This is a genomic window from Verrucosispora sp. WMMD703, assembly GCF_049178935.1.
Lineage (GTDB): Bacteria > Actinomycetota > Actinomycetes > Mycobacteriales > Micromonosporaceae > Micromonospora > Micromonospora sediminimaris.
The window spans coordinates 4,016,355-4,030,166 of the sequence record NZ_JBMHMM010000004.1; the positions used below are offsets into that span (position 1 = coordinate 4,016,355).

Below are 13,812 nucleotides of genomic sequence, written 5' to 3' on the forward strand. Positions count from 1 at the left end.
CTGACAGATGCGGCTGCTCGTGGTGGAGGACGAAGAGGATCTGGCCGGCGCGTTGCGGGTCGGGCTGGCCCGCGCCGGCTACGCCGTCGATCTCGCCGCCGACGCGGCGCAGGCGTACGACCTGCTGCTGGTCAACGCGTACGACCTGATGCTGCTCGACGTCAATCTGCCCGATGGCGACGGGTTCGCGCTGTGTCGGGCGATCCGCTCCGGCGCGGTCGAGGTGGCCGGTGGGCGGGATCTTCGGGTGCTGATGCTCACGGCCCGCGGTGCGTTGACCGACCGGGTCCGTGGCCTGGACGAGGGCGCCGACGACTACCTGGTGAAGCCGTTCGCGCTTGTCGAGTTGCTGGCGCGGGTGCGGGCGCTGCTGCGCCGGGACACCGGCGGTACCGGGGTGGTCCTCACCGTGGGCGCGTTGACCCTGGACGTGGCGCGGCAGGAGGCCCGGCGGGGCAGCCGCCAGCTGCACCTGACCCGGAAGGAGTTCGGCGTCCTGGAGTACCTGATGACCCGTCCCGGGCGGGTGGTGCCGGCCGAGGAGTTGCTGGAGCACGTCTGGGACGCCAACGCCGACCCGTTCACCGAGACCGTCCGGGTCACCGTGGGTACGCTGCGGCGCAAACTCAGCGGTGGCGGCGACTCCCCGGCGATCGAGACGGTCGTCGGGCGCGGCTACCGGCTGCGGGAGGTGCTGGCATGACTGTCTTCCGGTCGATCCGGTTCCGGCTGACCGTGCTCTACTCGACGCTGTTGTTCGCGCTTGCCGGCGCCGGCCTGCTGGTGGCGTACGTGGCGGTGGACCGCGCGGTCGATCCCAAGCCGATCACCAAGCGGTACGAGGCGCAGTTGGTCAAGCTCAAGAGCGACGGGCGTACGGTGCCGACCGGCACCACGCTCGAGGTGGCCGAGGTGCAGCAGATCGAGGACGAGGTGAACCTGCGGCTGTTGCAGACGGTCCGGGACTATTCGTTGATCGCGCTCGGCGGGCTCTTCGTGGCCAGCCTCGGCATCGGTTGGGTACTCTCCGGCCGGGCGTTGCGTCCGGTCGGCGCGATCGCCCGTACCGCCCGGGAGATCCAGGCCACCGACCTGTCCCGACGGATCCGCCTGGCCGGTCCCCGCGACGAACTGCGCGACCTCGGCGACACCATCGACTCGATGCTCGACCGGTTGGATCATGCCTTCCACGCCCAGCGGCAGCTCATCGATGACGCCTCGCACGAGTTGCGCAGCCCGCTGGCGATCATCCGCGCCAATCTCGACGCCTCGCTGACCGCACCGGAGGCCGGTGACCAGGAGCGTGCCGCGGCGGTGGCGACGATCGACCGGGCCACCGACCGGATGTCCCGGCTGGTCGAGGATCTGCTGGCCACGGCCCGCCGGGACGCCGACTCGATGTCCGACACGGACGTGGACCTCAGCACCGTGGCCCGTGAGGCCGGCGAGGACTTCGCCGCCCTGGCCACCGGCCGTGGCCTGCGCCTGCGGTTCGCGCTCGACCCGGATCTCACGCTGATCGGCGACCCGGACGCGCTGCGCCGGGCCGCCGGCAACCTGCTGTCCAACGCGGTACGCCTCTCCCCTCTCGGCGGGGCGATCAAGGTGGCCACCGGACGGGTGGGCGACTGGTTGTGGTTGGCCGTCGCCGACGAGGGGCCGGGCATCGCCGAGGCCGACCAGGCACGGGTTTTCGACCGGTTCTGGCGGGGCGAGGCCGGTCGGGGTGGCTCCGGTGGCGACCGGCGGACCGGGTTGGGGTTGGCCATCGTCCGGCAGATCGTCGAGTCGCACGGTGGACAGGTGGCGGTGTTCTCCCGGCCGGGTACGGGCAGCACCTTCGTGTTGTGGCTGCCGGCCGCCGATCGGACCGGAGACACCCGGCCGCCGGCAAGCACGCCGCTGTGACTGTCATCCAACTGTCATCCAACCGTGCGGTCGACTCCAAGGTCGTTGCGCAAGGTGGTGATCGATCGGGACGGCGCGTCGGGTCGCCGGCATCAACAACGAAGGAGACCGCTGTGGTGATGCCGTGGCCTTGGCCGATGCCCGACGATCACTCCTTCCGCGCGCTGTGGGACGAGCCACAGCATCACGACGAGGATGTCCGTCTCGCCGCCCTGGTCGCGCAGCGGCTGAGCGCCGACTGGTCGACCCGCAGGCAGCAGATCACGGTGATGGTGCAGAACCGGGTCGTGATCCTCACCGGCCTGGTCGCCAGCGCCGAGACCCGCCGCGCGGCCGGCGAGTTGGCCTGGGACATCGAGGGCGTGACGGACGTCTGCAACGCGCTACGGCTCGCCGGTCACCGGCGAGGTCGCCGCTGATGAACTTCGGCTCGTCCACGGTGCCACGGCACCGGTGCCGTGGACGAGCCGGACCCGGGCAGGTCGCCTATTCCGCCGCGTCCGCTGCCGCCGGGTGTCTCTGCAAGCGGGCGAGCGCGTCGGCGCGGGTGTCCGCGACCGGAAACACCTCGTCCAGCCGGGTGACCCGGAGCACCTGACGGATCAGCGGCGAGGTCGACGCCACGCAGAGCTGTGCGCCGCGGTCAGCGGCGGCGCGATGCGCGCGGACGAGCAGCCCAAGCGCGGTGGAGTCGACAAGATCCGTCCCACCGAGATCCACCAGGACGTGCCCGCCCATGTCGGCCGCGTGCCCCAACGCCATGCCCAGCGTCTCGCCGGTGTCGACGTCGACGTCGCCGGCGACGGTCACCACGGTGACGGCACCGAGGTGCTCGATGCCGAGGATGCCACCGGGCACGCCGGCAGCGGCGGGGCCGAGCTGGGTGCAGTGCGCGCAGCGGTGCGGACCGTCGGCCAGCGGGGAACCGCTCCAGCCGTGCTCGGACACCAGCGGCCACACCACCTCCGCGGCGGAGTGCGTCCGCGGCCCGGCGACCGTGTCACCGCAGTTGTCACAGGTCAGGGTGACCAGGTGGTCATCGAGAACGACGGCCATGGCGCGCTCCTTCCCAGGTCGGAGGGGTTGAGGTCCCAACCCTGCCGGGGCCAGGTGGCGGGCACCGCGCGGACACATGACGGTTGGGTGACGAATCGCCTTCCCGCTGCTTGCGGGTCGGATGGGCGACGTCGGCGCCGCGTACGTCGTCCGCTTTGCGACGATAGACGTAGAGCGATCAGTTGATCCCTGTGTGCGACGGGAGGTCGAAGGATGCGAAAGGCACTACCCACCGACGAACCGGTCGGCACCCTGGACGTGGTGCACCGGTTCCACGGCCCGATGCCCACCGGGGTGACCGTCTCGCACCGCGGTCGGATCTTCGTCAACTTCCCTCGCTGGGGCGACCAGGTGCCCGCCACCGTGGTGGAGCTGCGACGCGGACGCGAGGTTCCCTATCCCGACCTGCGGTGGAACACACCGTCCAGCGACGACGACCCGTCCGCGTTCGTGTCGGTGCAGAGTGTGGTGGTCGACCCGGCCGACCGGCTCTGGGCGCTCGACACGGGCAGCCCGATGTTCCAGCCGACATCGCCCGGCGGGCCGAAGCTGGTCCGCGTGGACCTGAGAACCGACACCGTCGCCCAGGTGATCACCTTCCCGCCCGAGGTGGTGCTGCCCACGTCGTACCTCAACGACGTGCGCTTCGACCTGCGCCGTGGGGAGGCCGGGCTGGCATACATCACCGATTCCGCCGATGGTGCCCCCAACGCCCTCATCGTGGTCGACCTGGCCAGCGGGGCATCGTGGCGGCGACTCAACGACCACCCGTCCACGAAGGCCGCGCCGCTGGAGGACTTCCGTCCGGTGGTCGAGGGACGCCCGTTCCTGGTCCGGCCCCCGGACGCTCCCCCGCAGCCGGTGGGTGTCGGCGCCGATGGCATCGCGATCTCCGCCGACGGCACGCGGCTGTACTACTGCGCCCTCGCCACCCGCCGCTGGTACAGCGTCGCCACCGACGCCCTGGCCGACCGCGCCCTGGGCGACGCGGAGGTCGCCGCGACGGTGCTCGACGAGGGCGACAAGGGCGGCGGCGCCGACGGCCTGGAGTCCGACGACGCCGGCCGGATTTATCTCACCAACTACGAGCACAACGCGGTACTGCGACGCCGGCCCGACGGCGAGTACGAGACCGTGGTGCACGACGCCCGGCTGCTCTGGCCGGACACGCTAAGCGTGGCCACCAACCGGCACCTCTACATCATCGCCAACCAGGTGCACCGGCAGCCGCCGTTCAACCGCGGCCGGGACCTGCGACGCCGGCCGTACGCCCTGTTCCGGACCCGCATCGACGCGGGCCCGGTGCTGCTGCGACCGTGACGACCGGCACGCCCCGATCGGGTGGAAGCGGCACCTGATCGGGGCGGCGGGCCATGCGCCGCAGATAGCGTCGGAGGGGAATACCGACGAGGTGAGGAGCCGGGTCGTGACCGAGCCGGAGGAAGAACGCGAGAAGAGCGCGAAGACCGACCCGGTGCTGTTCTCCCCGGACGGCGACCCGCACCACAATCCGGCACAGACGCCGCTACCGGACGAGCACCTGCCGGTGACGTACGCCCACGACGGCGAGACCGACGTGATCGACGGGGAGCAGTAACGGCTACCCGCCGACGCGTACCGCGGCGGTCAGCTCGTCGTCGTAGCGGGCCAGGGTACGCCCGTCGGCGGAGTAGGCGATCAGCTGCCCGTGCGCCATGGTGGCCGAACGGAACGAGAACGTCCGGACCCCGGGATAGGCGGCCAGCAGCGGGATGGTGCGCGGCGGACCGCCCGGAGCGGAGTGGTAGTCCAGCCGCGCCACCTGGTCGGAGACCACGCCGTTGACGCGCACCTTGGTCTTTTCGCTGCGGGTGCCGAAGGTGACCGGGGCACCGGTGCCGTAGCGGGCGCACTCCACCGGCCCCCGGCAGACGAAGAAGTACCGCGAGTTGACCACGTCCGGGAGGCGGTATGCCTTGAAGGTGGGATCGGCCCCGGCGGGCAACGGCTGCACGGCGAAGAACGCCAGTGCGCCGAGGGACGCCACGCCGACCCGCAGCCACCCTCGCGGGAAGGCCCGGTTGGCATGGGTACGGGCGGTGGTGAGCGCGACCGCGCCGAACCCTGCCACGCAGAGCACGACGGTGCCGATGGCACGGGCGTTCTCGAAGAGAAACTGCACACCGGGTCGCATCGACACCGGGGCCAGCACGACACCCAGCGACAACACCATGCTGGCCAGCAGCAGTGCACCGGCGACCCGCCGGGCCACGCCGACGGCGCCCACCAGCAGCATCGCGGCCAGGATGGTCCACACCTGGTGGTGGGTCCAGGAGACCGGGGACGCGGCCACGGTGGCGCAGCCGACCAGCACAGCGGCGTGCCCCGGTCGCCCCAGCCGGGACAGCGCCCGCGCCCGGAGCAACGCCAGGGCGCAGATGACGGCCACCAGGGCGGCCCAGACCAGCGGAAGGGACCCCTCGTCCATGCCGATACGAAGCAGCATCCCGTGCACGGACTGGTTGCCCAGCGACGCCAGGTTGCCGATCCGGGAGGTCTGGGTGACCGTGCCCGCCCAGTAGGTCAGGCTCTCGGCGGGCAGGACGGCCAGGGCGAGCGCCGCGCAGCCGACGAAGGCGGCCAGCGCGCGGGCGGCGTCGCGGTACCGGCCGCAGGCCAGGAAGTAGAGCACGAACAGCAGCGGCGTCAGTTTGATCGCCGCCGCCACGCCGATCAGCACACCGCGCATCCGTGACGGCGGCGCCATCCCGTCGAGCAGCGCCATCAGCACGATGAAGATGCTCACCTGCCCGAACCGCAGGTTGCTCTGCACCGGCGCGGCGACCATGAGCACCGCCGCGACCGCCGCGATGCTGACGGACGCCGACGTCGTCGTGCGAGTCCCGGCCGTACCCGGGCTCGGCATGGCGGCGCGCCCCTCGGCCAGGGCACGACCGACGGGTACGGCGATGGCCACCACGGCGGCACAGGTCGCCGCCAGCCAGAGCGCTTCGACCACGCCGAGCGGCACGGTCGTGATCGGCCAGAGCACGAGCGCCGCGAACGGCGGGTACGTGAACGGCCCACCGTTCGGCGCCACGTACCCGTACAGCGGACGCCCGGCCCGCAGATCGGTCAACGCTCCGTGGTAGATGTGCAGGTCGGACAGGCGGTCAGGGCGCCGCAGCACCAGCGCGACGGAGACCAGTGCCGCGACCGCGAACCCTACCCACAGCAGCGCCGCCCGACGATCCCGCATGGACAGAGAATAGATGTACCCGCGACCGCTGGGCGCGAGGCGGCGCGCCGCTCGGCGCGGCCCCACCACCGCTCAGCGCGGCTGCTCCACCACACCTTGTGACGCCACGACGCAGGCGAAGAGAATCATCGATGTTCTGAGAGCCGGACGAGGTAGGGCACCGGGCAGCCCTCGATCGGAACACCACCATGTCTCCTTCCGTCCGGAGGACCCGTTCCATGAGAAAAGCGATCCGACTGTGGTGCGCCGCCCTGGCAACCATCGTCCTGACCGCGTTCGCCGCGCTGTCGCTCCCGACATCGGCGTCGGCGGCGACGCTTACCGAGGTGACGAATTTCGGCACCAACCCGAGCAACCTACGCATGTACCTCTACGTACCGGACCGGGTCGCGCCACGACCGGGCCTGCTGGTCGTGGCCCACTACTGCACCGGCAACGGGCCGGCGATGTACTCGGGCACCCAGTACGCACGCCTGGCCGACCAGTACGGCTTCATCGTGATCTACCCGTCGGTGACCCGCAGCAGCCAGTGCTTCGACGTCTACTCGCAGCAGGCGTTGCGTCGCGGCGGCGGCAGCGACCCGGTCGGCATCATGTCGATGGTGGAGCACGTCCGGAGCCGCTACTCGGTGGACCCGGCCCGGATCGCCGCGACGGGCACCTCGTCCGGAGCGATGATGACGAACGTCCTGCTCGGGCTCTACCCGGACGTCTTCCGCGCCGGCGCGGCCTTCGCCGGGGTGCCCTTCGGCTGCTTCGCCACCACCGGCGGCTCGGAGTGGAACAGCCAGTGTGCCAACGGGCAGATCATCCGCACCCCGCAGCAGTGGGGAGACCTGGTCCGCAACGCCTATCCCGGGTACACCGGCCCGCGGCCACGGATGCAGATCTGGCACGGCACCAACGACGACATCCTGCGCTACCCGAACTTCGGCGAGCAGATCAAGCAGTGGACCAACCTGCACGGGTTGAGCCAGACCCCGACCTTCACCGACAGCCCGCAGTCCGGCTACACCCGGACCCGGTACGGCGGTTCCGGCGGTAACGCACCGGTCGAGGCGATCAGCATGCAGGGCGTGTCGCACAACCTGCCGGTCGACGCCGCGCAGGCGATCCGGTTCCTCGGACTCGACGCCGCGTCGCCCACCCCGACGCCGACGCCCACTCCCACTCCCACTCCCACTCCCACTCCCACGCCGACGCCGACGGTGACTCCCACGCCGACGCCCACCACGCCGCCGCCGGGCACGGGGTGCCGCGTCAGCTATGCGGTGAACGCCTGGAACACCGGGCTGACCGCGTCGGCGACCATCACCAACACCGGCGCCACAGCGGTCAACGGTTGGAACCTGGCGTTCACCCTGCCTGCCGGGCAGACCATCACGAACGGTTGGAACGCGACCTACTCCCCGACCTCCGGGGCGGTGACCGCCCGCAACGTCTCCTACAACGGCACCATCGCTCCCAACGGTTCGGTCACCATCGGCTTCCAGGCCACCCACAGCGGCAACACCGCCAGCCCGTCCTCGTTCGCGCTCAACGGCGCTCCCTGCGCGGTCAGCTGACCGTAGCCCTCGCCCGGATCGGCCCGGTGTCCGTACAGCTACCGCCGTACGGACACCGGCGTCGCCGCCGCTCACTTGGTTTAGGCCAGACCGGAAGATATATTGCTGTCGATGTTAGGAAAGCGCTTGCTCTGCGTCGTTCACCACTCCGGCACGCGCTCCACCACCGCACTCGCACCCGGAGGAACCCGCATGCTGCTCAGGACAGGAAGACGAACGGCTCGGCGCTGGCTGGTCGCCGTCAGCACGTTGGCGCTGGTCGGCGCCGGTGTGACGGTGGCCTCGCCGAGCGCCCGGGCCGCGACGGTCGATCCCAACGCCACCTACGTGTTCGTCAACCGGCACAGCGGCAAGGCGATGGATGTGTGGAACTGGTCCACCGCCGACAACGCCCCGATCAACCAGTACACCCGCAACGACGCCGCCGTGCAGCAGTGGCGGTTCGTCGACGTCGGCAACGGCTACTACCAGATCCGCTCCGTACACAGCGGCAAGGTCCTCGAACTGCCCAACGCCACCGACGGTGTCCAACTCGTGCAGAACGCCGCAGCCAGCGGCAACACCCGCCAGCACTTCCGCCTCGCCGACTCCGCCGGCGGGTACGTCCGGTTCCTCAACCGGCACTCGAACAAGGCCCTCGACGTGTGGGGCTGGTCCACCGCCGACGGCGGCATGATCTCGCAGTACCAGGACCACGACGGCGCCAACCAGCAGTGGCAGCTGGTCACCCTGGGAGGCGGCAACGGCAACGGCTGCGGCAGCGGCTCGTTCCAGGCCGAGGCGGTGCTCAACGGCGGCACCTGGACCGCCCGCAACGGTGGCAGCACGGTCTACACCGGCAGCGACATGCGGTCCGCCGTGCAGGCCGCGGTGAACAGCCTCAGCGCCGGCCGGACCAGCAAGCAACGGGTCGTGGTACGCGGCTCCGGCTCGATCAGCGCCGGCTCGCGCATCTCCCTGCCGAGCTACACGACGATCGACGTCTGCGGCACGATCAACGTGACCGGCTCCGGCTCCGGTGACCAGGCACCGATCTACTCGCGCGGCACTACCCAGGTCGAGGTGCAGAACCTCACCGTCACCGGCACGCCCCTCTACGGCATCTTCATGCGTAACGTCACAAACGTGATCCTCGGCCAGATCGACCTGCGCCTGTCGAGCGGCCTGGGGGTACGCATCGACAACCGGGGCGACACCAGCCAGTGGACGCGCAACGTCCGCATCGACAACGTGTTCGTCTCCGGCACCAGCACCCACGGCGTCGAGACGTACGGCGTGGACGGCCTCACCGTCGGCACGGTGACCGCCCGCAACGTCGGCGGTTCCGGCCTGCTGCTCAACGAGACCATCAACGCGACCGTGACCACCGTCGACGCGGAGAACGCCGGCACCGGCACCGGCTACGCGGCGTTCCGCACCGCCAACCGCGCCGGGCGGATCGGCTCCGGTTACCCGATCAACATTCGGGTCGGCACCGTACGGGCACGCGGCGGCGGCCGAGGCATCTTCTGCGTCTCCGAGTCCGGCGGTGTGGCGGTCAACCGGGTCGACATCGCCAACACCGGCAACAACGCGATCCTGATCGAGAACTGCTACGGCGTGGACATCGCGGCCGGCGGTGGCACCATCAGCGGTGGCGGGGAGGTTCGACTGGCGGCGCGGACGGAGTTCCCCGGCAACCGGGACATCACCCTGCGCAACTTCACCCTGGCCAACAGCCGAATTCTGGAGAGCCCCTGCACGACCAACCTGACCATCAGCAATGTCACCCTCAGCAATTCGAGCATCAACCGCTGCTGACTCGCCCGCACCCGTCCCGGCGGTCCGTCAACGGACCGCCGGGCGCGCGGGTGCGTCGGGCAAGGTAAGGCGACCGAACGGCCGCACGGCCACCCGCTCGGAGTCGGTTGACAGATCATGGGGGTGATCCCAGACTGGCTCGCGTCGATGCCGTCGGCCACCGGTGAGGAGCCTGGATGAAGATCGCCGATGCCCGGGTCATCGTCACCTGTCCCGGCCGGAACTTCGTCACGTTGAAGCTCGTGACGGACGACGGGGTGACCGGGGTCGGCGATGCCACCCTCGCCGGCCGGGAGATCGCGGTCGCGAGTTACCTGACCGAGCACGTCGTACCGCTGTTGATCGGTCGGGAAGCCGACCGGATCGAGGACACCTGGCAGTACCTGTACCGGGGCGCGTACTGGCGGCGCGGCCCGGTGACGATGAGCGCCATCGCGGCGGTGGACACCGCGCTGTGGGACATCAAGGGCAAGGTGGCCGGGCTGCCGGTGTACCAACTGCTGGGCGGCCGCAGCCGCGACGGGGTCACCGTCTACGGCCACGCGAACGCGCCCACTGTGGACGGCCTGCTCGCCGAGATGGCCCGCCACCTCGATCTCGGGTACCGCGCGATCCGGGTGCAGTGCGGCGTGCCCGGGCTGGCCGACACCTACGGCGTGACTCAGGACGGCGCGGCACATGAGCCGACGGGCGCGGCCGTCCCGGCCGAGACCGTGTGGAGCAGCGAACGGTATCTCACCCATGTGCCGTCGGTCTTCGCCCAGGTACGCAGCGAGTTCGGGCCGGAGGTGAAGCTGCTGCACGATGTGCACCACCGGCTCACCCCGATCGAGGCCGCCCGGCTGGGCAAGGCCCTGGAGCCGTACGCGCTGACCTGGCTGGAGGACCCGGTGCCGGCGGAGTTGCAGGAGGGTTTCCGGCTGATCCGCCAGCACACCACCACGCCGCTCGCCGTCGGCGAGGTCTTCAACACCGTCTGGGACTGCCAGCAGCTGATCACCGAGCAGCTCATCGACTACGTGCGGGCCACCGTCGTGCACGCGGGAGGCATCACCCACCTGCGCCGGATCTTCGACCTCGCCCACCTGTACCACGTACGCAGCGGGTCGCACGGCACCACCACGCTGTCCCCGGTGTGCCTGGCCGCGGCCCTGCATCTCGACGTCAGCATCCCCAACTTCGGTCTGCAGGAGTATCTGCCACATACCGAGGCGACCGACGCGGTCTTCCCGCACTCGTACCGCTTCGCCGACGGCTGTCTGCACCCGTCGGAGGAACCGGGGCTCGGCGTCGACATCGACGAGAAGTTGGCGGCGCGGCATCCGTACCGCCCGGCTTCGCTGCCGGTGAACCGGTTGGAGGACGGCACCCTGCACAACTGGTGACGTGGCGCTCGGCCTGACCCGCTGAGCCAGGCGGCACCTGGCGCGCCGAGGCCCGGCGCGGACATGTCCGCGCCGGGCCCGGTGTGGTGCTGACGGATCAGCTCCCGGAGCAGGCGAAGTTACCGGATGGCCCGGTACCGGTGCCCTGGAAGCCGAAGCTGGCGGTGCCGCCGGCGCCGACGCTACCGTTGTAGCTGACGTTGCGGAACGTCACGTTGCCACTGGTTCCGCTGGAGCTGGCGTTCCACGTATTGGTCACCGAGCTACCGCCCGGAAGTCCGATGGTTACCGCCCAGCCGTTCAAACTGCTGGAGCCTGCGGTGACCCGGATCTGAGCGACGAAGCCACCGTTCCACTGGTCCAGCGACGCCACCGACGCGGTGCATCCGGATCCACCGGGCGGCGGAGTGCTCGGCGGCGGGGTGCTGGGCGGCGGGGTGCTCGGCGGAGGAGTGGTCGGCGGCGGGGTGGTGGGCGGCGGGGTGGTCCCGCCCGCGTTCAGGGCATCGAGCGTCGCGTTGTACGCCTGCTTCTTGTTGCCGTTGTTGTCGAACAGCAGCGGGGTGCCGTACGAGCGCCACGAGTCGCTGTCCCGGATGCCCCACACGGTGATGCCGTTGCACCGCGGGACCGCGAGGCAGTCCTGGACCACCCGACGGTACGTGTCCGCCTGCTGGGAGCCGGAGCCCTCGATGTCCAGCTCGGTGATCTGCACGTCCACCCCGAGCGCGGCGAAGCTGGACAGCGTGGTGCGGTAGTTGCTGTTGTACGCCGACTGCGCGTTGAAGTGCGACTGGAACCCGACGCAGTCGATCGGCACGCCACGCTGCTTGAAGTCCTGCACCATCCGGTACACGGCCTGGGTCTTGGCCCAGGTCCAGTTGTCGGTGTTGTAGTCGTTGTAGCAGAGCTTGGCACCCGGGTCGGCGGCCCGGGCGGCCCGGAACGCGGCCTCGATCCAGTCGTTGCCGGTGCGCTGCAGGTTCGAGTCCCGCCGTGCGCCGCTGTTGCCGTCGTCGAACGCCTCGTTCACCACGTCCCACGAGTCGATCTTGCCCCGGTAGTAGGACGCGACCTGGGTGACGTGGTTGAGCATCGCGTTACGCAACGCGGTGCCCGACATGTTCCGCATCCACTCGGGCTGCTGCGAGTGCCAGGCCAGAGTGTGACCCCGGACCTTCCAGCCGCGGGACAGGGCGTGGTTGACGATCCGATCCGCGTTCGTGTAGGTGAACCGCCCCTGCTGCGGCTCGAGCGCGTCGATCTTCATCTCGTTCTCGGCCGTGACCGAGTTGAACTCGCGGTTCAGGATGTTGACGTAGGTGGAATCGGAGAGCTTGTGCCCCGCCACCGCGGCACCGAAGTACCGGCCGGACTGGGCCGCAGCCGCACCGAGGGTGGACTCGGCGGCCTGGGCGCTGGAGGTCACCACCAGGCTGGAGGCAACGAGGGCGAGACCGACTGCGGCCGAGACCAGCGCAGCGCGCGTTCGCAGTCGGGTAGCCGGCCGCCCGCTGGCGCGGGCGTGGGCGTTGTTCATGGCATGAGCCTTTCGACGAAGCCGTGCTGATGAGAAGCCGGCCCCGACTACTGCCCAACACGATGGCCCTCGTCACCGACGCGGTCGCCCGGATGCCGCGTCGGCCGGTGCACTCAGCCGGCCATCATGAGTAGATCGAGGCTGTTGTATCGAAAACCTTATCGAAACAGGTCCGAAAGCTCAACGCGCCGCAGCACTCTTTGACCGTTCACCCCCGTACCGGTCCGACTCCGCCGTCGTCGGCGCGCCACCGGGAATGTGGTCATGCCGGTGAGATCAGAGCCCTCGAAAGTTTCGGGCCGTCCGACCGATCCGTGGTTTCCTCGCCGAGCACGTCAGCCAGCCAGCGCAGCTGCCGCCGCACCTGAGTCGCGTCGCCGTGTTCGTGGCCGTTGAACGGATAGACATGCATCGTGCGCTCGGGAGGCGGACCACCAACGGTGGCACCGTAGTGGTTGTAGGCGGCGAACCCGGTGCTCGGGGGACACACCATGTCCCGCAGCCCGATACCGAAGTGGACCGGCGCGTTGGCCCGACGGGCAAAGCTGACCCCGTCGACGTACGACAGCGTGCGTCGTACGGCCGGCTCCGCGTCGCGGTTGACCGCGAGGTAGTTGACGATCTCGCCGTACACGCCGACCTCGGTGATCTCCAGGGCCCGCTGCGGGTGACAGAGGAACGGTGCGGTGGTGAGCACGGCGGCGAGGTCACTGACCAGGCCGGCGACCGCGAGGGACAAACCGCCACCCTGGCTGTTGCCGGCGGCCACCACCCGACGCGGGTCGACTCCCGGCAGCGCACGGGCCGCCTGCACCGCCCGCACCGCATCGGTGATGAGCCGGCGGTAGTAGTAGCCCTCCGGGGTCATGATGCCGCGGGTCACCGGCGACGGACCACCGGGTGCCGCACCGTGCGGGTCCGGTGTATCCCCCGCGCCGTACTGGCCGGACTGTCCCCTGGCGTCCATCAGCAGGTGGGCATAGCCGGCAACCGGCCAGGTCAGGCGTTCGTGTGGCAGCCCCCGACCACGGCCGTAGCCGACGTACTCCACGATCACCGGTAGCGCCTCGTCGACCCCGGCCGGACGGTTGTACCAGGCCCGGACCGGGTCGCCGCCGAAACCGGCGAAGGTGACGTCCCAGCTGTCCACCAGGCGCAGGTCGGTCGGTTCGGGTCGGAGGTCGAGCAGCACCGGCGACTGGGTCGCCGCGTCCAGGGTCGACTGCCAGAACGTGTCGAAGTCGGCGGGCTCGGCCACGGCCGGCGTGTACTGGCGCAACTGGGCCAGCGGGAGGTCGAACAGGGGCATGGCTCCTCGCA

General features: G+C 70.3%; 12 protein-coding genes. 8 read left to right on the forward strand and 4 right to left on the reverse strand.

The window, feature by feature from the left end:
• Positions 1–7 precede the first annotated feature (7 nt).
• The 3 genes from ACN26Z_RS18915 (at position 8) to ACN26Z_RS18925 (ending at position 2,327) form a co-directional block, all read left to right on the forward strand.
• A complete protein-coding gene (locus ACN26Z_RS18915) occupies positions 8–703 on the forward strand; it encodes a response regulator transcription factor (RefSeq protein WP_282238149.1) in 696 nt (231 codons plus the stop codon).
• A complete protein-coding gene (locus tag ACN26Z_RS18920; protein ID WP_421462611.1) occupies positions 700–1,908 on the forward strand; it encodes an ATP-binding protein in 1,209 nt (402 codons plus the stop codon). The genes ACN26Z_RS18915 and ACN26Z_RS18920 overlap by 4 nt, the downstream gene beginning before the upstream one ends.
• Positions 1,909–2,027: 119 nt before the next feature.
• The gene (locus ACN26Z_RS18925) at positions 2,028–2,327 is read left to right on the forward strand and encodes a BON domain-containing protein (protein WP_093407153.1); all 300 of its coding nucleotides are present in this window, start codon (positions 2,028–2,030) and stop codon (positions 2,325–2,327) included.
• 67 nt (positions 2,328–2,394) lie between these two features.
• Here ACN26Z_RS18925 and ACN26Z_RS18930 read toward each other — a convergent pair whose 3' ends face one another.
• Entirely contained in the window at positions 2,395–2,964 is a 570-nt protein-coding gene (locus tag ACN26Z_RS18930; RefSeq protein ID WP_093406912.1) for an STAS domain-containing protein, read from the reverse strand.
• A 213-nt stretch (positions 2,965–3,177) separates the two neighbouring features.
• Between ACN26Z_RS18930 and ACN26Z_RS18935 the strand changes: the two genes are divergently transcribed.
• Together ACN26Z_RS18935 and ACN26Z_RS18940 are read left to right on the forward strand one after the other, a co-directional pair.
• Complete coding sequence (locus tag ACN26Z_RS18935) at positions 3,178–4,284, forward strand: L-dopachrome tautomerase-related protein (RefSeq protein ID WP_421462612.1); 1,107 nt, start codon at positions 3,178–3,180, stop codon at positions 4,282–4,284.
• Between the two features lie 106 nt (positions 4,285–4,390).
• The gene (locus ACN26Z_RS18940; protein ID WP_282238145.1) at positions 4,391–4,561 is read left to right on the forward strand and encodes a hypothetical protein; all 171 of its coding nucleotides are present in this window, start codon (positions 4,391–4,393) and stop codon (positions 4,559–4,561) included.
• A 3-nt stretch (positions 4,562–4,564) separates the two neighbouring features.
• Here the strand turns inward: ACN26Z_RS18940 and ACN26Z_RS18945 are convergent, their stop codons facing one another.
• A complete protein-coding gene (locus ACN26Z_RS18945) occupies positions 4,565–6,202 on the reverse strand; it encodes a glycosyltransferase 87 family protein (RefSeq protein WP_421462613.1) in 1,638 nt (545 codons plus the stop codon).
• A gap of 218 nt (positions 6,203–6,420) precedes the next feature.
• Between ACN26Z_RS18945 and ACN26Z_RS18950 the strand changes: the two genes are divergently transcribed.
• The 3 genes from ACN26Z_RS18950 to manD all read left to right on the forward strand — a co-directional run bounded on the left by ACN26Z_RS18950 (position 6,421) and on the right by manD (position 10,952).
• Positions 6,421–7,767 carry a PHB depolymerase family esterase gene (locus ACN26Z_RS18950; protein WP_421462614.1) on the forward strand — a complete coding sequence of 449 codons (1,347 nt, stop codon included), beginning with the start codon at positions 6,421–6,423 and terminating at the stop codon, positions 7,765–7,767.
• 192 nt (positions 7,768–7,959) lie between these two features.
• Complete coding sequence (locus tag ACN26Z_RS18955; protein ID WP_396885348.1) at positions 7,960–9,567, forward strand: RICIN domain-containing protein; 1,608 nt, start codon at positions 7,960–7,962, stop codon at positions 9,565–9,567.
• A 176-nt stretch (positions 9,568–9,743) separates the two neighbouring features.
• Positions 9,744–10,952, forward strand: coding sequence for a D-mannonate dehydratase ManD (manD, locus tag ACN26Z_RS18960; protein WP_282238141.1), 1,209 nt, complete (start codon positions 9,744–9,746; stop codon positions 10,950–10,952).
• Positions 10,953–11,049: 97 nt separating this feature from the next.
• Here manD and ACN26Z_RS18965 read toward each other — a convergent pair whose 3' ends face one another.
• A complete protein-coding gene (locus ACN26Z_RS18965; protein WP_282238140.1) occupies positions 11,050–12,492 on the reverse strand; it encodes an endo-1,4-beta-xylanase in 1,443 nt (480 codons plus the stop codon).
• 262 nt (positions 12,493–12,754) lie between these two features.
• The gene (locus tag ACN26Z_RS18970) at positions 12,755–13,801 is read right to left on the reverse strand and encodes an acetylxylan esterase (protein ID WP_093406932.1); all 1,047 of its coding nucleotides are present in this window, start codon (positions 13,799–13,801) and stop codon (positions 12,755–12,757) included.
• Positions 13,802–13,812 lie beyond the last annotated feature (11 nt).

Coding starts and splice junctions, on each gene's coding strand:
- ACN26Z_RS18920 (WP_421462611.1), top strand. CDS start 700: ATGACTGTCTTCCGGTCGATCCGGTTCCGGCTGACCGTGCTCTACTCG.
- ACN26Z_RS18965 (WP_282238140.1), bottom strand. CDS start 12,492: ATGAACAACGCCCACGCCCGCGCCAGCGGGCGGCCGGCTACCCGACTG.
- manD (WP_282238141.1), top strand. CDS start 9,744: ATGAAGATCGCCGATGCCCGGGTCATCGTCACCTGTCCCGGCCGGAAC.
- ACN26Z_RS18945 (WP_421462613.1), bottom strand. CDS start 6,202: ATGCGGGATCGTCGGGCGGCGCTGCTGTGGGTAGGGTTCGCGGTCGCG.
- ACN26Z_RS18935 (WP_421462612.1), top strand. CDS start 3,178: ATGCGAAAGGCACTACCCACCGACGAACCGGTCGGCACCCTGGACGTG.
- ACN26Z_RS18915 (WP_282238149.1), top strand. CDS start 8: ATGCGGCTGCTCGTGGTGGAGGACGAAGAGGATCTGGCCGGCGCGTTG.
- ACN26Z_RS18930 (WP_093406912.1), bottom strand. CDS start 2,964: ATGGCCGTCGTTCTCGATGACCACCTGGTCACCCTGACCTGTGACAAC.
- ACN26Z_RS18970 (WP_093406932.1), bottom strand. CDS start 13,801: ATGCCCCTGTTCGACCTCCCGCTGGCCCAGTTGCGCCAGTACACGCCG.
- ACN26Z_RS18950 (WP_421462614.1), top strand. CDS start 6,421: ATGAGAAAAGCGATCCGACTGTGGTGCGCCGCCCTGGCAACCATCGTC.
- ACN26Z_RS18925 (WP_093407153.1), top strand. CDS start 2,028: ATGCCGTGGCCTTGGCCGATGCCCGACGATCACTCCTTCCGCGCGCTG.
- ACN26Z_RS18955 (WP_396885348.1), top strand. CDS start 7,960: ATGCTGCTCAGGACAGGAAGACGAACGGCTCGGCGCTGGCTGGTCGCC.